Here is a 17,475-nt window from a genome sequence, read left to right as displayed (position 1 = left end):
GGCTTCCTTCGGAAGTCTCCTACCCGACATATCGGGACAAATCGGGCATGCTCTAGTAATTGCGCCGGACGTGGATCGCCCAGCCCCCGTCCGGCAGCTCGTACGAGCCCACGTGGCGATGCGACTTCAGCCTGCACCACGCCGGCACGTCCGTGTACGCCGCGGGATCGTCGGCCAGCACCGCCACCACCGCGTTGAGCGGGACGTAGTTGATCTGCTCGGCGAGCATGATGATCGGGATCGGGCACTTCTTCCCGAGCGCGTCGATCGTCAAAGCCGGCTGGGTAACCTCGGTCATGCGACTCCTGCGTCCTGGCGGATGCGGCGCACCAGCTCGGGCAGCACGGCGAGGAACTCGTCGACCTCGGCCGCTGATGTGCCCCTGGGCAGCGACACCCGGACATTCCCATGCGTCAGCACGCCCATCGCTTCAAGAACGTGCGATGGACGAAGCGTACTAGCGGTGCACGAACTCCCGGACGATACGGCGAATCCGGCCTTGTCGAGCTCGGTCAGCAGCGCCTCGCCGTCGACGTAGAGGCACGAGAAGGTCACGATGTGCGGCGCCCGCTCGACCGGCTCGCCGATGACCTCGACGTCGGGCACGATCTTCGGGACGGTCTCCCTGATCCGGTCGACCAGCGCGGAGAGCCGCGCCTGCTCACGCTCCGCCTCGTCGAGCGAGGCGCGCAGCGCCGCCGCCGCCGCGACCGCCGCGGGCACGTTCTCGAACCCCGGCACCCGCCGCCGCTCGCGCTCGTCGTCGGGCAGGTGGGAGCGGAACCTGGTGCCCTTGCGCACCGCCAGCACGCCCACCCCGGCGGGGCCGCCCCACTTGTGGGCGCTGGCCGACAGCACCGACCAGCCCTGCGGGACGGGCAGCCGGCCGGCCGTCTGCGCCGCGTCCACCAGCAGCGGCACGCCGTGCTCGCGGCACGCCTCGGCCGCCTCGGCGACCGGCTGCAGCGTGCCGACCTCGTGGTTGGCCGTCTGCAGGCAGGCCAGCGCCGTGCCAGGACGCGCCACGGCCGCGGCGAACGCGCCGGCGTCGACCCGGCCGGTCAGGCTCACGCCCACCGTCTCGACCGTGCCGCCCGCGCGTTCGTGCACCTCGCCGGCGTGCAGCACGCTCGAATGCTCGACCGCGCTCGTGACCATGTGGCTCCCGGCCCTGCGCCTGCCGTGTAGGGTGCCGAGGACGCCGAGATGCACGGCCTGCGTGCCGGATGAGGTGAACGACACCTCGTCGGGCCGCGCGCCGAGCAGCTCGGCCACCTCTGTGCGGGCCTGCTCCAGCAGCAGGTGCGCGCGGCGGGCAGCGCCGTAGAGTCTCGCGGGGTCGGCCCAGCCGGCGTCGACGGCCGCCAGCAGCGCCTCGCGCGCCTGGGGGTGCAGCGGCTCGGTTGAAGCCGCGTCGAAATACGCCACGAGACTCATCGTCCCACTTCCGGCGCCATGGAGGGGTCGCGCGGTGGGGCAAGGCACCTGCACGCTAATGTGTCTGCAATCAGCTGTGCATCTGGAAATACGAGCGCCCAAGGGAAAGACTCTTGGGCTTCATCTGTGGGGTAGGCGATCCGTGAGTCCGACTCGCCGTACGACGCGGCGTTCGTTGGCCCGGCGCAGGGTGCCGCGCGCCGCCGCTTTGGCGTTGCTGCTGGCCACTGCTACGGCGTGTGCTAATGACGTCCCCGAGGCCTCCTGGTCTCGCGGCCTTCTTCCCGAACACGTCACCGAGCAGGGCGGCGTCGTTCAGAGCCTGTGGAACGGGGCCTGGATCGCCGCACTCGCCACGGGCGCAGTGGTCATCGTCCTGATCTTGTGGGCCTCGATGTTCCACCGCAAGCGCAGGGCCAAGGCCGAGCTTCCGCCGCAGGTGCGCTACAACCTGCCCATCGAGATCCTTTACACCGTGATCCCGCTGGTCATGGTCTCGGTGTTCTTCTTCTTCACCGCGCGCGACAGCGAGACGCTCACCAAGGTGAGCGGCGACGCGCCGGTCAAGGTCAAGGTCGAGGCGTTCCAGTGGAGCTGGCGCTTCACCACGACCGTCAACGGCAAGACGATCGAGCCGGTCGCGGGCGTGCCGGTCAGCGACTACAACCAGGGCCCCCAGCTGGTCCTGCCGACGAAGACGAAGGTCGAGTTCGACCTGTCGACCGACGACGTCATCCACTCGTTCTGGGTGCCGGAGTTCCTCTTCAAGCGTGACGTCATCCCCGGCATCCCCGAGGACAACCCCGGCCGCAAGTTCGAGATCACCACGCTCGACAGGACCGGCACCTTCGCCGGCCGCTGCGCCGAGCTCTGCGGTGTCGACCACAGCCGGATGCTCTTCTCGGTGAAGCTCGTGCCGCAGGCTGAGTTCGACCAGTACATCGCGACCCACCAGGCTGGGAGTGCCCAGTGACCGCCATCCAAGAACCACCCCTGACGACGACGCCGCGGGTCCGGCCCACCACCAAGGGCCAGATCATCGCCAAGTGGATGTCCTCGACCGATCACAAGATCATCGGGCACATGTACCTGATCACGTCGTTCGCCTTCTTCCTCATCGGCGGCGTGATGGCCCTGGTCATGCGGGCCGAGCTGGCGCAGCCCGGCCTGCAGTTCACCAGCAACGAGCAGTTCAACCAGCTGTTCACCATGCACGGCACGATCATGCTGCTGATGTTCGCGACGCCGCTGTTCGCCGGCTTCGCCAACGAGCTGATGCCGCTGCAGATCGGCGCCCCCGACGTGGCGTTCCCGCGCCTCAACATGGTGAGCTACTGGCTCTACCTGTTCGGCAGCCTCATCGCGGTCTCCGGCTTCTTCACCCCGGGCGGCGCCGCCTCGTTCGGCTGGTTCGCCTACACGCCGCTGTCCAACGCGATCAACTCGCCGGGCATCGGCGGTGACCTGTGGATCATGGGCCTGGCCCTGTCGGGTCTGGGCACCATCCTCGGCGCGGTCAACTTCATCACCACGATCATCTGCATGCGCGCGCCCGGCATGACCATGTTCCGCATGCCGATCTTCACCTGGAACGTCCTGCTCACCAGCATGCTCGTGCTGATGGCGTTCCCGGTGCTGGCCGCCGCGCTGCTGGCGCTGGAGTCCGACCGCAAGCTCGGCACCCACATCTTCGACTCCGAGAACGGCGGCGCGCTGCTCTGGCAGCACCTGTTCTGGTTCTTCGGGCACCCCGAGGTCTACATCATCGCGCTGCCGTTCTTCGGCATCGTGACCGAGGTCCTGCCGGTCTTCAGCCGCAAGCCGATCTTCGGTTACATCAGCCTCGTGGCCGCGACGATCTCGATCGCCGGTCTGTCCATCACGGTCTGGGCGCACCACATGTTCCCGACCGGGCAGGTGTTGCTGCCGTTCTTCTCGTTCATGACGTTCCTCATCGCGGTACCGACCGGTGTGAAGTTCTTCAACTGGATCGGCACGATGTGGCGCGGGCACCTGACGTTCGAGTCGCCGATGCTGTTCTCGGTCGGCTTCCTCATCACGTTCCTGCTCGGCGGCCTGACCGGCGTCATCCTGGCCTCGCCGCCGCTCGACTTCCACATCAGCGACACCTACTTCGTCGTCGCCCACTTCCACTACGTGGTCTTCGGCACCGTCGTGTTCGCGATGTTCGCCGGGTTCTACTTCTGGTGGCCCAAGTTCACCGGCAAGATGCTCGACGACAAGCTCGGCAAGCTGCACTTCTGGCTGCTGTTCATCGGCTTCCACGCGACGTTCCTCGTCCAGCACTGGCTCGGCATGCTCGGCTTCCCGCGCCGCTACGCCGACTACAGCGCGGCCGACGGCTTCACCGACCTCAACATGCTCTCGTCGGTGGGCGCGTTCGTGCTCGGCGCCTCGACGCTGCCGTTCTTCTACAACGTCTGGAAGACCTGGCGCAGCGCGCCCAAGGTCACCGTCGACGACCCCTGGGGCTACGGCGGCTCGCTCGAATGGGCGACCTCCTGCCCGCCGCCGCGGCACAACTTCACCTCGCTGCCGCGCATCCGGTCCGAGCGTCCCGCGTTCGACCTGCACTACCCGCACGCGTCCAGCAAGTCCGCCGGGGAGGTTGAGGCCTGATGAAGGTCCAGGGTTGGCTGTTCCTGCTGTGCGGGATCTTCTTCGCCGGCGTCGACATCGCGTACTGGTTCTGGACCAAGGCGGCCACCGGGCAGGGTGAGCCGGTCGGCACCACCGCGATGGCCATCTCGGTCGGGTTCGCCTTCATGGTGGGCTACTACCTGATGTTCACCTCGCGCCGCATCGGCGCGCAGCCGGAGGACGACAAGCAGGCCGACATCAGCGAGGGCGCCGGCGAGATCGGCTTCTTCAGCCCGAGCAGCTGGTGGCCGTTGTTCCTGTGCCTGGCGGCGGCGTTCGCCTTCGCCGGGTTCGTGATCGGCTTCTGGATGTTCCTGATCGGGCTCTTCCTGGTCATCATGGCCATGATCGGGTTCGTGTTCCAGTACTACCGGGGCCACTTCTCGCACTAGGCCGTACGTCTGGGAACGGGCGTCCTCCCTTGGGGGAGGACGCCCGTTTTTTGGTGTTCTTTACCGGTGTACGGATGTGGTGATTCGATCACTCAGGGTAATAAAGGAGGCAGAAGCGGTTCGATAGTGGGCGAGGGAGTACTCGTGGGGCGCAGTACGTATGGATGCGGCCTGCTGGCCATGGCCCTGCTGGCGGCGTGCTCGGCCGGGTGCTCGGCGAGTGAGCCGGCCGGCGCCCCCAAGGAGGGCGTCGCGATGGCGGGCGGCGCGCAGAGCGCCCCCGTGGGGGTCTCTCCGGCGGACAAGGCCGCGAACGTCCCCACCGACCGGCCCGTGGTCGTCGCCGCCAACGGCGGCACGCTGAAGAGCGTCAAGGTGGACGGAGGCAAGGCGGGGCCGCTCAAGGGCGTGCTGAGCGCCGACCGTACGCGCTGGCGCAGCCTCGGCACCGCCAAGCCGAGCGCGTCGTACACGGTGACCGCGGTCTCCCTGGACGCCACGGGCAAGGAGAGCAGGACCACCAGCGCCTTCTCCACGGCCAAGGGCACCAAGACGTTCGACATCGAGCGGATCACCCCGAACAAGGACGACACAGGACTGACCGTCGGGGTCGGCATGCCCGTCATGATCGCCTTCGACCAGCCCATCGCCGACCGGGTCGCCGTCGAGCGCAACCTCACCGTGCGCAGCTCCAAGCCGGTGGAGGGGGCCTGGCACTGGTTCGACGACCAGCACGTGGACTTCCGGCCGAAGAAGTACTGGCCGGCCAGGACCAAGGTGCGGGTGGAGGCCAAACTGGCGGGGGTGCGCGGCGGGCCCGGCATGTACGGCAAGCGCGACGTACGGCTCGACTTCAAGATCGGCCGCCAGCAGATCACCAAGGGCAGCGTCAACGAGCACGTGCTGGTGGTCAGGCGGGACGGCAAGAAGGTCAGGACGATGCCCATGAGCGCCGGCCAGGGCGGCCAGTGGAAGTACCACACGACCTCCGGCATCCACCTGGCCATGTCGCGTGAGCCCGTCACGATCATGACCTCGCCCGGCATCGGGCCCGGCTCGCCCGGCTACTACCGGCTGACCGTCTACAACACCGTCCGCATCTCCAACAGCGGCGAGTACGTGCACAGCGCGCCCTGGTCGGTCGGCTCGCAGGGCCACGCCAACGTCAGCCACGGCTGCGTGAACGTCAGCCCGGCCAACGCGATCTGGTTCCTGAAGAACACGCTGATCGGCGACCCGATCATCATCACCGGCTCGCCCCGCAAGCTGGAGCCCACGAACGGCTGGGGGCACTGGCAGGAGGACTGGAAGCAGTGGCTCAAGTGGAGCTCGCTCAAGGCGGGCCCCACCGTCACGCTGCCCTGAGAGCGCCGCTCAGAGCACGGGAACGGCGCCGCCACTCCGAGTGAGGGCGGCGCCGTTACTCGTGCTCAGGGGCTGCTCAGGAGCGCGGGAAGGCGCTGCTGACCTCGATCCAGCGGTCGAGGGTGGCCGCGGCGGCGCCGGAGTCGATCGCCTGGACCGCGCGGGCGTAGCCGTCGATCATGGCGGAGTCGAGGTCGTCGCCTGGCCCGTCGAGCGCCACCAGCGCGGCCGCCGCGTTGAGCAGCACCGCGTCGCGCACCGGCCCGGTCTTGCCCTGCACGAGGTCGTGCACGGCCTGGGCGTTGAAGGCGACGTCGCCGCCGCGCAGCGCGCCCACGTCGGCGCGCGGGATGCCGAGCACCGCAGGGTCGAACGTGGTCTGCGTGGCCGTGCCGTCCTTGACCACCCAGACGGTGGAGGTGGCCGCGATGGTCAGCTCGTCGAGGCCGTCGTCGCCGCGGAAGACCAGGGCGGACACGCCCCGCTCGGCGAACACGCCGGCCAGCACCGGCAGCATGCCGGCGTCGTAGACGCCGATGGCCTGCGCCGAGGGGCGGGCCGGGTTGGTCAGCGGGCCGAGGAAGTTGAAGATCGTCGGAACGCCGATCTCCTTGCGCGTCGGCCCGGCGAAGCGCAGCGCGGGGTGGTAGACGGGCGCGAAGCAGAACGCGATGCCCGCCTCGCTCGCCACCCGCGCCGTCTGCTCGGGTGTGAGGTCGAGCCTGATGCCGAGGTGCTCCAGGACGTCGGCGGCGCCGCACGAGGACGACGCGGCGCGGTTGCCGTGCTTGACCACCCTGGCGCCCGCGGCGGCGGCCACGATGGCGGCCATCGTCGAGACGTTGACGGTGTGGGCGCGGTCGCCGCCGGTGCCCACGATGTCGACCACCGGGCCCTCGACGCGGAGCGAAGTGGCGAGGTCGAGCATCGTGCGGGCCAGGCCCACGACCTCGGCCACGGTCTCGCCCTTGGCGCGCAGCGCGATCACGAAACCGGCGATCTGAGACGGCGTCGCGGCGCCGGACATGATCTCCCGCATCGCCCAGGCCGACTCGTCAGAGGTGAGGTGCTCTCCTGACAGGAGGGCGTTGAGCAGGGTGGGCCAGGTCGTCCGGGAGTCCATGGGCACCTACTTAGCGTTGAGACGGGTGGCGGAGCGGCGGCGCATGAGGTCGGCCACGGTGTCGGCGAGCACCAGGGGCTCGAGAGGCTGGGCCACCACGGCGTCGGCCTTCGACCAGTCGGCCAGCCACCTGTCGTCGCGCCTGGCGATGATCAGGCAGATGGGCGGGCAGTCGTAGACCTCGTCCTTGGCCTGGCGCGAGACGCCCATGCCGCCGGCCGGCTGGGTCTCGCCGTCGAGGACGGCGACGTCGATCTCACCGGAGCCGAGCCACTGGTGCACCTTGGGCTCGGTGGCGCACTCCACGATCTCCACGAGGGGTAGGTCGGCCGCGGGGCGCCTGCCGATGGCCTGGATCACCTCGGCCCTGGTGGCGGCGTCGTCGCTGTAGACGAGGACTTTCATCTTCTCGTCGGTGCTCCCACTGGACATCGGTCGCGCTCACTATCAGTCGAAGAGGTATGGTCACCTGGGATCGTACCGGTGCGTGGGCATGCGTACCCAGGCCACCATGCCTGGTGGGCGTTTTATGGCAATTATCCCAGGTTGGTCGGTGGTTCGTACCTGCTAACGGGGGGTCGTGCGCCGGACCGACCACCGGAGCCGCAATAATGCTGCCCGTGGCGACAGCATCCGCAATAACTTCGACGACGACAGCACAGTCGTACCGCAGACCCAACTTGGTCAGCGTGGGCACGATCGTGTGGCTGTCCTCTGAGCTCATGTTCTTCGCGGCGCTGTTCGCGATGTACTTCACCATCCGGTCGGTGAGCGTCGGCAAGGGCCTCGAGTGGGGCCCGGCGCTGCTTCCTGCTGGCGCGCACGCAGCAGAGGCCGCTCACCTGAACATCCCGTTCGCGACGGTCAACACGATCATCCTGGTTCTGTCGAGTGTGACGTGCCAGCTGGGCGTGTGGGCCGCAGAGAAGGGGCAGGTCGGAAAGCTCCGCTTCTGGTACATCGTCAGCTTCCTCATGGGCGCGATCTTCGTGGCCGGGCAGCTGTACGAGTACATTGAGCTGGCGTCAGAGGGCGCGACCCTGTCCGCTAACGCTTACACTTCGGTGTTCTACCTGACGACGGGCTTCCACGGCCTGCACGTGACCGGTGGCCTGATCGCGTTCCTGTTCATGCTGGGACGCACGTACGCCGCGAAGCGCTTCACGCATGAGCAGGCCACCAGCGCGATCGTCGTGTCCTACTACTGGCACTTCGTAGACGTCGTCTGGATCGGTCTTTTCGCGACCATCTACATCATTCGTTAAGGAACGGGATCTCTGTGACTAGGATCACCGCTTGGCGGCGGCATCCCCTCGCGAGATACGCCGTCCTGATTTTGGCGTTGGCGCTGGTCGGGATGGTATACGCCGCCTTTGTCCAGGCGGGTAAGCCTGCCGACGCGGCATTGGCGGCAGGCAAGGTCGATGACGTGGCCGAGGGCAAGAGCCTGTTCGTCCAGCACTGCTCCAGCTGCCACGGCATGAACGCGCAGGGCACCGGCACGGCGCCCACGCTCATCGGCGTCGGCGCCGCGGCCGTCGACTTCCAGATGAGCACCGGGCGCATGCCGGCGGGCGCTCCTGGCCCGCAGGCGCCGCGCAAGCCGCTCGCGCCCTGGGTCAACGAGACCACGACCCGCCAGATCGCCGCCTACGTGCAGTCGCTCGGCGGCGGCCCGCAGGTGCCGGGGCACGAGCAGGTCGACCCCAAACTCGGTGACGCCGGCAAGGGTGGCGAGCTGTTCCGCGCCAACTGCATCCAGTGCCACAACTGGGCAGGCGCGGGCGGCGCGCTGACGCAGGGCAAGTACGCGCCCAACCTGAACGAGGCGACGCCCACGCAGATCTACGAGGCGATGGTCACCGGCCCGCAGGCGATGCCGGTCTTCAACGACACGACGATCACGCCCGAGGAGAAGCGGAGCATGATCGCGTACATCACCCAGGTCCGCGAGCAGCGGGACCCGGGCGGCTTCGGCCTCGGCCGCATCGGCCCGGTCACCGAAGGTCTCGTGGCGTGGATCGTGGGCCTGAGCGCCCTCGCACTCGCCGCCATCTGGATCACCGCGAAGAAGCGACAGAAGCCATGACAGACAACGAGCACGAGATCGAGCAGCCGGACGAGCGCGTCCCCAAGCGCGTCATCGGCACCCCCGCACCGGGCACCTCGATGCTCGGCACGGCGGAGACCGAAGAGGTCGAGCGCGACGTCCCCGGCGTGACGCTGCAGGACGAGGCCAAGGCCCGCAAGGCCGAGAAGATCGTGGCGCTCTGCTTCACGATCACCTTCCTGGCCGCCATCGCGTTCATCATCTCCTACGTGGTGTTCCAGGTCGGCAGTCCCGAGGCCACGGGCACCTCCACCTTCGCGCTGGGCACCTCGCTCACCGTCGCGATCCTCGGCCTGGCGGTCGGCATCGTGATCTGGGTCCGCCAGATCATGCCGAAATACTCGCTGGTCCAGGAGCGCCACACGATGGCCTCCGAGGAGGACGACCGCGAGGTCGTGAGCGACACCTTCGTGCAGGGCGCCAACGAGAGCGGCTTCGTCAAGCGCAAGCTGCTGCGCCGCACCCTGCTGCTGGCCGCCGCGCCGCTGGGCCTGGTCCCCCTGGTCCTGCTGCGCGACCTCGACAACAGCAAGATGCCGGGCGCCAAGTTCAACAAGACGCTGCGGCACACGGTCTGGGGCGGGACCACCAAGGAGGGCAAGCCGCTCAGGCTCGTCGTCGAGGGCACCGGCCAGCCCATCAGGGCGGCCGACTTCAACTCGCCCGGCGGCATCCTGTCGGTCGTGCCCGAGGGTTACGAGCACGACCTCAACGCCCTGGCCAAGGCCACGCTGATCCTGATCAAGTTCCGCCCTGAGGAGATCAAGGGCGGCACCAACAGAAACTGGACGCACGACGGCATCGTCGCGTACTCCAAGATCTGCACCCACGTGGGCTGCCCCGCGGCCCTGTACGAGCAGAACACCCACCACATCCTCTGCCCGTGCCACCAGTCGACGTTCGACGCCGCCGACGGCGCGAAGGTCATCTTCGGCCCGGCCGCCCGGCCGCTGCCGCAGCTGCCCATCACCGTCGACGCCGAGGGCTACCTCATCGCCAAGGGCGATTTCCCGGTGCCCCCCGGGCCCAGCTACTGGGAACGCGGTGACGCGGAGGCCGAGGCCAGGTCGAAGGGAGGCCAGGCATGAGCACCGAGCTGAAGGCCCCGCCCAAGGCCATCGCCGGCCCGTCGAACTGGCTCGACGAGCGCCTTGGCGGTGCCAGCTTCCTCAAGCGCAACATGCGCAAGATCTTCCCGGACCACTGGTCGTTCCTCCTGGGTGAGATCGCGCTCTACTCCTTCGTCGTGCTGCTGCTGACCGGGACGTTCCTGACGCTCTGGTTCAAGCCCAGCATGATGGAGATCGCCTATGACGGCTCGTACGCGCCGCTCAAGGGCGTCATGATGTCCGAGGCCTACGCGTCGTCGCTGGAGATCAGCTTCGACGTCCGCGGTGGTCTGCTCATGCGGCAGATGCACCACTGGGCGGCCCTGCTCTTCGTGGCCGGCATGATGGTCCACGCGCTGCGCGTGTTCTTCACCGGCGCCTACCGCAAGCCGCGCGAGATCAACTGGATCATCGGCGTGCTGCTGCTGACGCTGGCGCTGGCCGAGGGTCTGACCGGCTACTCCCTCCCCGACGACCTGCTCTCCGGCGCCGGTCTGCGGATCACCGAGGGCGTGGCGATCTCGCTGCCGCTGGTCGGCACGTACATCACGTTCTTCCTGTTCGGCGGCGAATATCCGGGTGAGGATGTCATCTCCCGGTTCTACTCGCTGCACATCCTGCTCATCCCGGGCATCATCCTGGCGCTGGTCTCCGCCCACATGGTCCTCATGTGGGTGCAGAAGCACACCCAGATGCCGGGCAAGGGCCGGACGAACAAGAACGTCGTCGGCGCGCCGTTCTACCCGGCCTTCATGGCGAAGGCGGGCGCGTACTTCCTGTTCACGCTGGGCGTCATCACCGGTCTGGCGACCTTCACCCAGATCAACCCGATCTGGCTGTTCGGTCCCTACACGCCGGCCGACGTCTCGGCGGGTTCGCAGCCCGACTTCTACATGGGCTTCCTCGAAGGCGCGCTGCGCATCATGCCGCCGTGGGAGATCAACCTCTTCGGCACCTCGCACGCCGGCACGCTGCCGCTGAGCGTCATCATCCCGGCGCTGGTGCCGATGGGCATCATCATGACCGGCCTGGCGCTCTACCCGTTCCTCGAACGCTGGGTCACCGGCGACAACCGTGAGCACCACGTCGTCGACCGTCCGCGCAACAACCCCCACCGCACCTCGATCGGCATCTCGGCGATCACCTTCTACGGGGTGCTGTGGCTGCTCGGCGCCAACGACGAGATCGCGGCGAACTTCCACATCAGCCTCAACGTGACGACCTACGCCGGTCGAGTGCTGATCTTCGTCGCCCCGGCGCTCGCCTACCTGATCACGTACCGCATGTGCCTCGGCCTGCAGCGCGCTGACCAGGCGATCATCTCGCACGGTGTGGAGTCCGGCGTGATCAAGCGGCTGCCGCACGGTGAGTTCATCGAGATCCACACGCCGCCGTCCGAGGACATGGAAGCGCACATGCGCGGCAAGGCGACCGTGCCGATGCTTCCGGTGGACGAGGACACCTCGGGCATCCCGCCGAAGGGGATGCGCGGGCCGCTCGGCAAGCTCCGCGGCCGGATGTCGCGTGCCTACGGCGGGGAGAAGATCCCGCTGGAGGACCCGCACGGGCACCACGGCCACGGCGAGCACGACGAGCACGGCGAGCACGAGGAAGAACACGCCGCCGTCGGCGCCGGTGCGAGCGACGAGCAGCACAGCATCACCCGCTGATCCCTGACGCCACACAACCGAAGGGCCCGGCCGAGCACCCGCTCGACCGGGCCCTTCGGTGTCCCCGGACATCCACGATCCTGAGCGCGGGGCCTCGTCGGGGCAGCGTGAGGCGGTCCGGCGGCGTCAGGTGTCTGAGCGGCGAGGGCGCAGGATGCCCGGCGAAAGGCTCAGGGAGCCACGGAAGGTGGCCGGCGGCCCGGGAACGGCGTCCCTGAGGCGTGCGGCTGGGGCGCGGGGCCTGGGCGCGGATCCTGAAACCGCGTTCGCCTGGGCGCGCCGGGGGTGCTGAGCCTTGGGCGTGGGGCCGGGGGTAAGTCAGTCGGCTTCGGGGAAGCCGATGGAGAAGGCGGCGTCGAGGTCGTGGCGGGAGTAGGCGCGGAAGGCGATGTGGGTCTCCGTGTGGAGCACGCCCGCCACCTTGTTGATCCGCCCAGGGACGACCTCGGCGATCTCCTCGTAGGCGGCGACCCTGACCATGGCCAGCAGGTCGTATTCGCCGGTGATGGAGTAGACCTCGCTGACTCCTTGAATCTCGGCGATCGTCTGGGCGACCTCCGGGATCCGGTCTACCTCTGCATTGATGTGGACGATAGCCGTGACCATGCATCAACTCTATCGTTTCACCTCAAAGGTCGCCCCTCCCGAGGACGCCGCTGATCGAGATGCCGGTACGCCAGCTCGATGCGCGCCTTGTGCCGGGCCGCACCCCGCGCCGGCAGGCTCCACTCGCCGTCGACCTCCACCAGCCGCACCCCAGGTGACTCCAGCCAGCGCAGGATGCACTCGGTCTCCTCGGCGCTGGCCGCGGGGACCGGCCCGGGACCGGGCAGCACCGCCTCGGCGGCGGCCTTGAGCGAGGCCACGAAAGGGGTCGGGTGGGCGCCCTTGGGCATGACCCCGGCGGCGGCCAGGCGGCCGTAGCGGACGACGTGGATGTCCCAGCCGCCCCCGAAGGCGGGGCTGGCGGCCACCAGCTCGGGGATGCGGGTGATGGCGCTCAGCCGCTGCATGCGGGCCGCCGTACGGACGAAGGAGGCCAGCCGGTCGCGGTCGACCGAGGCCTCCTCGTAGCGCTGCTCGACCGACAGCCGCTCCATGCGGGCGGCCACCGCGCTGAAGACGGTGCCGGCGTCGAGCGTCATGGCGCGGCGCGCGGTCTCGACGTGGACGGCGTATTCCTCCGGGCTCTCGCGCCCCTCGCACGGCGCCCCGCAGCGGCCCATCTCGTGCAGCACGCACGCCGAGCGCCGGGTGCGCAGCGTCACCGGCTGCGTGCACTGGCGCAGCGGGACGGCCTCGTGCAGCGCGATGCGGGCGTCGTCGGCCAGCCGGGTGCTGGTGAAGGGGCCGAGGTAGGTGGCGTCGTCGTCTTTGACCTCGCGCACGATCGACAGGCGGGGGAACACCTCGCGCGTCAGCTTCAGCCACACCATCTTCTCGGGGAAGCGGGAGCGGCGGTTGTAGCGCGGCTTGGCGCCGCCGATCAGGCGCAGCTCCCTGACCTCGGCCTCCAGCGCGGTGGCGCAGACGATGTGGCGCACCCGCTCGGCGATGCCGATCATCTCGCGGATACGCGGCCGGGTCTCGCCCGCGGTGAAGTAGGAGCGTACGCGGTTGCGCAGGTTGGTGCTCTTGCCGATGTAGAGGACCTCGCCGCGCTCGTCCTCGAACAGGTAGACGCCGGGTGCGTGGGGCACGGAGTCGGCGAGATGGCGCTTGCGCTGCTGCTCTGGCGTGGGGGCGCGGACGAACGACTTGAGCTCTTCCAGCGTGTGGACCTGGAAGGACCCGGCCCGCTCGATCAGCCCGTGGAGCACGTCGACGGTGGCCCTGGCGTCCTGCAGCGCGCGGTGGCACGGCTCGACGGGGCTGCGGAAGAACCTGGCCAGCGTGGCCAGCTTGGCGTTGGGCGTCTCGTCGCGGGTCAGCACCCGCCTGGCCAGATCGACGGTGTCGACCACCGGGTTGGCAGGCGGCGGATAGCCGAGCGCGGCGCAGGCCGCCTTGATGAAGCGGGTGTCGAACCCGGCGTTGTGCGCCACCAGGGTGGCGCCGCGGATGAACTCGAGGAAGCTCGGCAGCACCGACTCGATCGTGGGCGCGGCCATGACCATGGCGTCGGTGATGCCCGTCAGCACGGAGATGAACGGCGGGATCGGCCCCCCGGGATCGACCAAGGTGGAGAACTCGCCGAGCACCTCACCGGCCCGCACCTTGACCGCGCCGATCTCGGTGATCGCGTCCTCGGCGGGCGCGCCGCCGGTCGTCTCGAGGTCGAACACGACGAACGTGACATCGCTCAGCGGCGTGCCGAGCTCGTCGAGAGTGCCTTGAACCGGGTCCACGAACCAAGACCATAGAAGGACGGACCGACAGGAACGAGTAAGCACCCCCCTTGATCCTTAGTTACCCTTCCCTTTATGTCCGCGGGAAGACTTGCCGGCCGCTACTCCCTGCTGCGCCCGCTGGGCGCCGGTGGCATGGGGAAGGTGTGGCTGGCCAGGGACGAGATGCTTGAGCGCGATGTCGCGGTCAAGGAGCTCACGCTGCCCGAGGGCATGCCGGACAAAGAGCGCTCCGAGGCGGTGACGCGGGCGGTGCGCGAGGCGCAGGCCACCGCGCGGCTGCGCCACCCCGGCATCGTGGCCCTGCACGACGTGGTGGTCGAGCAGGACAGGCCGTGGCTGGTCATGGAGCTGCTGCGGGGCCGCACGCTGGGCGACACCGTACGCGACTTCGGCCCCATGCCCCCCGACTACGCGGCCAGGGTGGGCGCCGACGTGCTCGAGGCGCTGATGGTCGCCCACGCCCAGGGCCTGCAGCACCGCGACGTCAAGCCGGGCAACGTGTTCCTGACCGAGAGCGGCCGGGTGGTGCTGACCGACTTCGGCATCGCCAGGCAGGAGGGCCAGGCCACGCTCACCGAGCAGGGCCTGATGATCGGCTCGCCCGGGTTCATCGCGCCTGAGCGGCTCGAGGGCCACCCCGGCGGCCCCGCCAGCGACCTGTGGTCACTCGGCGCCACCCTCTACGTCGCGCTGACCGGCGCGCCGGCCTACTCGGGGTCGATGGCCGACCGCGTCCGCGCCACGCTCACCCAGCCGGTCCCGGTCGCGCCGGGCCCGCTCGGGCCCGTGGTGGCCGCCATGATGGCCCAGCATCCCGGCGCCCGCCCCGACCCGCGGCTGGTCGTGGACGCGCTCAGGCAGGTTGCCGCGGGCCTGCCCGCGCCCAAGCTGCCGGCCGGCGAGGTGGCGACCGCGCCCAGCGGGTCCGGAGGGCGCGGCAAGCTCGGCGTGCTGGTCGCCGCCGTCGTCGTGGTGGCGCTGGCCGCCGCGGCCACGACCGGGTTCCTGCTGCTGCGCGACCGCGACGGCGCCGCCGCCTCGGCGTTCACCACCCCCATGGACGTCTGCACGCTGATCGGCGCGCAGGACCTCGGCGGCATCCTGAAGACCGCCAACCCGCCCAAGGCGCAGCCCGACTCCGACGACGCGGGCCCGGAGTGCGGCTACCCGCTCTCGGCGGCGAAGACCGGCGTGAGCCTGCAGGTGCAGAAGGACTCCGACACCGTCGATCCGTGGTCGATGACCGAGGTGTCGGCGCGCAAGCTGTTCCAGAGCCAGAAGCGCACCTGGGGCAGGAACGACACGATCAGCTGGACCTGGCCGGAGATCGGCGTGGCGGGCAACCAGCGGGCCACCCGCACCCCGGTGCACGACGTCAAGGGAGTCGGCGAGGAGGCGTTCGGCTTCGAGCTGCGGGGCCCCGACGGCCGTATGCACTCCGCCTACGTCTTCTACCGGCTGGCCAACCTCGTCGTGAGCGCCTCGTACACCACGCTCAGCGACCGGCCGACCGACGACCAGATCATGCAGTCGGCGCTGAGAGCCGCGCAGGCGAGCGAGCGGACGTTGCGCGATGGCGGGTGACCTCTACCTCCTGGCGAGCCGCTACCGGCTGATCGAGCGGCTCGGGCAGGGCGGCGCCGGCACGGTGTGGCGGGCCATCGACGAGGTGCTCGACCGGCAGGTCGCCGTCAAGCAGGTACGCGTGCCGGAACGGCTGAGCCCGCAGGAGCACGCCGAGTTCATCGACCGCGCCATCCACGAGGCGCGGTCGGCCGGACGCCTGCGCGACCCGGCCATCGTGCTGGTCCACGACGTCGTCATCGAGGGCGCCCAGCCGTGGATCATCATGGACCTGGTCACCGGCCGCTCGCTCGACAAGGTGATCAAGCAGAGCGGGCCGCTGCCCCCCGAGTACGTCGCCGCGATCGGCCTGCGCGTCCTGTCGGCGCTGGAGGTCGCGCACGCCCACGGCATGCTGCACCAGGACGTCAAGCCGGCCAACATCCTGCTCGACGGCGACGGCTCGGCGATGCTCACCGACTTCGGCATCGCGGCGCCCATCAGCGGGGTGGGCGACCGGTTCGGCAGCGCGGGCTCGCCCGGCTACATGGCTCCCGAGCGGCTCAACCAGCAGCCCTCCGGGCCCGCGTCCGACCTGTGGTCGCTCGGCGCCAGCCTGTACACCGCGGTCGAGGGGCGCGCGCCGTTCGAGCGCGGGCTGCCCGCCGCGATCGCCGCGGCGGTGCTGCTGCACGAGCCGCCCTACCCCGCACGTGCCGGCCGCCACCTGGGCGACCTGCTGATGGCCATGCTCGCCAAGGACCCCGCGGTACGCCCCACGGCGGCCCAGGTGCGTCATGCGCTGCACAAGGTGGTCGGCATCTCCACGGGCACCTTCACCGGCACCGGCAATCTCCCCGGCGCCGGAAGGGGCACCGGCACTGGGCCCGGGCCCGCCAAGGCGCGCCGCCGGTGGCTGCTCCCCGTAGTGCTCGCCGCCGTCGCGGTGCTGGGCGCGGGCGGCTGGGTCGCCGTCAACGCGCTCGGCACGTCCACCGCCCCGCCCGGTCGCTACGCCACCGCGCCCGAGCCCTGCCGCTTGCTCACCGACGACCAGGCCGCCAAGCTCATCAAGGGCGCGCCCCGGCGTTCGTCCCCCAAGCCGGGCGAGTGCGAGTGGCTCAACGACTCCACCCGCGGCAAGCTCATCGTGCGGGTCTGGGCCGAGCGGCCCACCGAGGACCTCAGCGGGCCCCAGGTGGCCGAGCGCCGCATGGCCAGCGAGGAGCGTACGCGGGCCGCCGCCAAGGGCACCAGCCAGCGCCAGATGTGGGGAGGAGTCAACGAGGTCGCCGGTGTGGGGGAGCGGGCGATCGTCCAGAACGGCTTGCGACTGTATATCAACTCCAATGAATCGGGCATCGCGGACAGCCGGTTGCTTTTCCGTACCAGTAACCTGCTGGGCGAAGTCATCTGGCATCGTGAGGACGTCCCGACCGACAAGCCCAACGATCAGAAGACCGCGATCGCCGCCGCCCGCCTGGTCGTCGCGGCGCTGCCGGAGTGAGAGGCCTATCGCGCCGCAAGCACCCCGCAAGGGGTGTGACTAGCATGTTTCCCCGCAAGCCAGGGCAACCTCAGGAGTCGCAGTGAATCCCGGTAGTGAGTACGGGCCGCCGAACCCCTATCAGGACCCCGGCAGGCGATCCCAGCCTCCCCACCAGCCCCCGGACGGCCCCCCGCCCCAAGACCCG

General features: G+C 69.4%; 16 protein-coding genes. 10 read left to right on the top strand and 6 right to left on the bottom strand.

Features of this window, described 5'->3' with window-relative positions; all coding sequences use genetic code 11:
- Nucleotides 1-52 precede the first annotated feature (52 nt).
- Together AB0K28_RS24460 and AB0K28_RS24455 are read right to left on the bottom strand one after the other, a co-directional pair.
- Nucleotides 53-298 carry a sulfurtransferase TusA family protein gene (locus AB0K28_RS24460; RefSeq protein WP_195899870.1) on the bottom strand — a complete coding sequence of 82 codons (246 nt, stop codon included), beginning with the start codon at nt 296-298 and terminating at the stop codon, nt 53-55.
- Nucleotides 295-1,437, bottom strand: a complete 1,143-nt coding sequence (locus AB0K28_RS24455) for a cysteine desulfurase family protein (protein WP_364373997.1) — start codon at nt 1,435-1,437, stop codon at nt 295-297. Before AB0K28_RS24455 ends, AB0K28_RS24460 begins: the two co-directional genes overlap by 4 nt.
- Before the next feature lie 175 nt (nt 1,438-1,612).
- Here AB0K28_RS24455 and AB0K28_RS24450 point away from each other — a divergent pair, with 175 nt between their 5' ends.
- The 4 genes from AB0K28_RS24450 (at nt 1,613) to AB0K28_RS24435 (ending at nt 5,855) form a co-directional block, all read left to right on the top strand.
- Nucleotides 1,613-2,410, top strand: a complete 798-nt coding sequence (locus tag AB0K28_RS24450; protein WP_364373994.1) for a cytochrome c oxidase subunit II — start codon at nt 1,613-1,615, stop codon at nt 2,408-2,410.
- A gap of 77 nt (nt 2,411-2,487) precedes the next feature.
- The gene (gene ctaD / locus AB0K28_RS24445; RefSeq protein WP_345409672.1) at nt 2,488-4,077 is read left to right on the top strand and encodes a cytochrome c oxidase subunit I; all 1,590 of its coding nucleotides are present in this window, start codon (nt 2,488-2,490) and stop codon (nt 4,075-4,077) included.
- Nucleotides 4,077-4,490 carry a cytochrome c oxidase subunit 4 gene (locus AB0K28_RS24440; protein WP_345400957.1) on the top strand — a complete coding sequence of 138 codons (414 nt, stop codon included), beginning with the start codon at nt 4,077-4,079 and terminating at the stop codon, nt 4,488-4,490. Before ctaD ends, AB0K28_RS24440 begins: the two co-directional genes overlap by 1 nt.
- 144 nt (nt 4,491-4,634) lie before the next feature.
- Nucleotides 4,635-5,855, top strand: coding sequence for an Ig-like domain-containing protein (locus AB0K28_RS24435; RefSeq protein ID WP_364373991.1), 1,221 nt, complete (start codon nt 4,635-4,637; stop codon nt 5,853-5,855).
- Nucleotides 5,856-5,931: 76 nt separating this feature from the next.
- On the opposite strand, the gene trpD is transcribed toward AB0K28_RS24435, so the two are convergent.
- Together trpD and AB0K28_RS24425 are read right to left on the bottom strand one after the other, a co-directional pair.
- Nucleotides 5,932-6,978, bottom strand: coding sequence for an anthranilate phosphoribosyltransferase (gene trpD, locus AB0K28_RS24430; protein WP_364373988.1), 1,047 nt, complete (start codon nt 6,976-6,978; stop codon nt 5,932-5,934).
- Nucleotides 6,979-6,984: 6 nt separating this feature from the next.
- A complete protein-coding gene (locus tag AB0K28_RS24425; protein WP_345400966.1) occupies nt 6,985-7,410 on the bottom strand; it encodes a hypothetical protein in 426 nt (141 codons plus the stop codon).
- A gap of 179 nt (nt 7,411-7,589) precedes the next feature.
- On the opposite strand from AB0K28_RS24425, the gene AB0K28_RS24420 reads away from it, so the two are divergent.
- The 4 genes from AB0K28_RS24420 to AB0K28_RS24405 are packed head-to-tail and all read left to right on the top strand — an operon-like array spanning nt 7,590 to nt 11,867.
- The gene (locus AB0K28_RS24420) at nt 7,590-8,243 is read left to right on the top strand and encodes a heme-copper oxidase subunit III (protein WP_364373985.1); all 654 of its coding nucleotides are present in this window, start codon (nt 7,590-7,592) and stop codon (nt 8,241-8,243) included.
- Between the two features lie 14 nt (nt 8,244-8,257).
- The gene (locus tag AB0K28_RS24415) at nt 8,258-9,067 is read left to right on the top strand and encodes a c-type cytochrome (protein WP_364373982.1); all 810 of its coding nucleotides are present in this window, start codon (nt 8,258-8,260) and stop codon (nt 9,065-9,067) included.
- On the top strand, nt 9,064-10,176 hold the full coding sequence (locus tag AB0K28_RS24410; protein ID WP_364373979.1) for a Rieske 2Fe-2S domain-containing protein: 1,113 nt from the start codon (nt 9,064-9,066) through the stop codon (nt 10,174-10,176). The genes AB0K28_RS24415 and AB0K28_RS24410 overlap by 4 nt, the downstream gene beginning before the upstream one ends.
- Nucleotides 10,173-11,867, top strand: coding sequence for a ubiquinol-cytochrome c reductase cytochrome b subunit (locus tag AB0K28_RS24405; RefSeq protein ID WP_345400978.1), 1,695 nt, complete (start codon nt 10,173-10,175; stop codon nt 11,865-11,867). The genes AB0K28_RS24410 and AB0K28_RS24405 overlap by 4 nt, the downstream gene beginning before the upstream one ends.
- 318 nt (nt 11,868-12,185) lie before the next feature.
- Here the strand turns inward: AB0K28_RS24405 and AB0K28_RS24400 are convergent, their stop codons facing one another.
- On the bottom strand, nt 12,186-12,473 hold the full coding sequence (locus tag AB0K28_RS24400; RefSeq protein WP_345400981.1) for an Lrp/AsnC ligand binding domain-containing protein: 288 nt from the start codon (nt 12,471-12,473) through the stop codon (nt 12,186-12,188).
- Between the two features lie 17 nt (nt 12,474-12,490).
- A complete protein-coding gene (locus AB0K28_RS24395) occupies nt 12,491-14,215 on the bottom strand; it encodes a DEDD exonuclease domain-containing protein (RefSeq protein WP_364373975.1) in 1,725 nt (574 codons plus the stop codon).
- A gap of 75 nt (nt 14,216-14,290) precedes the next feature.
- On the opposite strand from AB0K28_RS24395, the gene AB0K28_RS24390 reads away from it, so the two are divergent.
- Nucleotides 14,291-15,802: a serine/threonine-protein kinase gene (locus AB0K28_RS24390; RefSeq protein ID WP_364373972.1), complete on the top strand. Its 1,512-nt coding sequence runs from the start codon at nt 14,291-14,293 to the stop codon at nt 15,800-15,802.
- Nucleotides 15,792-17,288: a serine/threonine-protein kinase gene (locus AB0K28_RS24385; RefSeq protein WP_364373969.1), complete on the top strand. Its 1,497-nt coding sequence runs from the start codon at nt 15,792-15,794 to the stop codon at nt 17,286-17,288. The genes AB0K28_RS24390 and AB0K28_RS24385 overlap by 11 nt, the downstream gene beginning before the upstream one ends.
- Nucleotides 17,289-17,475 lie beyond the last annotated feature (187 nt).

Source organism: Nonomuraea sp. NPDC049504 (genome assembly GCF_040676845.1).
GTDB lineage: Bacteria > Actinomycetota > Actinomycetes > Streptosporangiales > Streptosporangiaceae > Nonomuraea > Nonomuraea salmonea.
The sequence above is the reverse complement of the archived record's forward strand: the minus strand, read 5'-3'. Positions and strand labels throughout refer to the sequence as shown.

What these genes read in the sequence shown, in the direction of transcription:
- AB0K28_RS24455 (WP_364373997.1), bottom strand. Translation starts at nt 1,437, where the DNA reads ATGAGTCTCGTGGCGTATTTCGACGCGGCTTCAACCGAGCCGCTGCAC.
- AB0K28_RS24390 (WP_364373972.1), top strand. Translation starts at nt 14,291, where the DNA reads ATGTCCGCGGGAAGACTTGCCGGCCGCTACTCCCTGCTGCGCCCGCTG.
- AB0K28_RS24425 (WP_345400966.1), bottom strand. Translation starts at nt 7,410, where the DNA reads ATGTCCAGTGGGAGCACCGACGAGAAGATGAAAGTCCTCGTCTACAGC.
- AB0K28_RS24405 (WP_345400978.1), top strand. Translation starts at nt 10,173, where the DNA reads ATGAGCACCGAGCTGAAGGCCCCGCCCAAGGCCATCGCCGGCCCGTCG.
- AB0K28_RS24420 (WP_364373985.1), top strand. Translation starts at nt 7,590, where the DNA reads ATGCTGCCCGTGGCGACAGCATCCGCAATAACTTCGACGACGACAGCA.
- AB0K28_RS24400 (WP_345400981.1), bottom strand. Translation starts at nt 12,473, where the DNA reads ATGGTCACGGCTATCGTCCACATCAATGCAGAGGTAGACCGGATCCCG.
- AB0K28_RS24460 (WP_195899870.1), bottom strand. Translation starts at nt 298, where the DNA reads ATGACCGAGGTTACCCAGCCGGCTTTGACGATCGACGCGCTCGGGAAG.
- AB0K28_RS24440 (WP_345400957.1), top strand. Translation starts at nt 4,077, where the DNA reads ATGAAGGTCCAGGGTTGGCTGTTCCTGCTGTGCGGGATCTTCTTCGCC.
- trpD (WP_364373988.1), bottom strand. Translation starts at nt 6,978, where the DNA reads ATGGACTCCCGGACGACCTGGCCCACCCTGCTCAACGCCCTCCTGTCA.
- AB0K28_RS24410 (WP_364373979.1), top strand. Translation starts at nt 9,064, where the DNA reads ATGACAGACAACGAGCACGAGATCGAGCAGCCGGACGAGCGCGTCCCC.
- AB0K28_RS24385 (WP_364373969.1), top strand. Translation starts at nt 15,792, where the DNA reads ATGGCGGGTGACCTCTACCTCCTGGCGAGCCGCTACCGGCTGATCGAG.
- ctaD (WP_345409672.1), top strand. Translation starts at nt 2,488, where the DNA reads ATGTCCTCGACCGATCACAAGATCATCGGGCACATGTACCTGATCACG.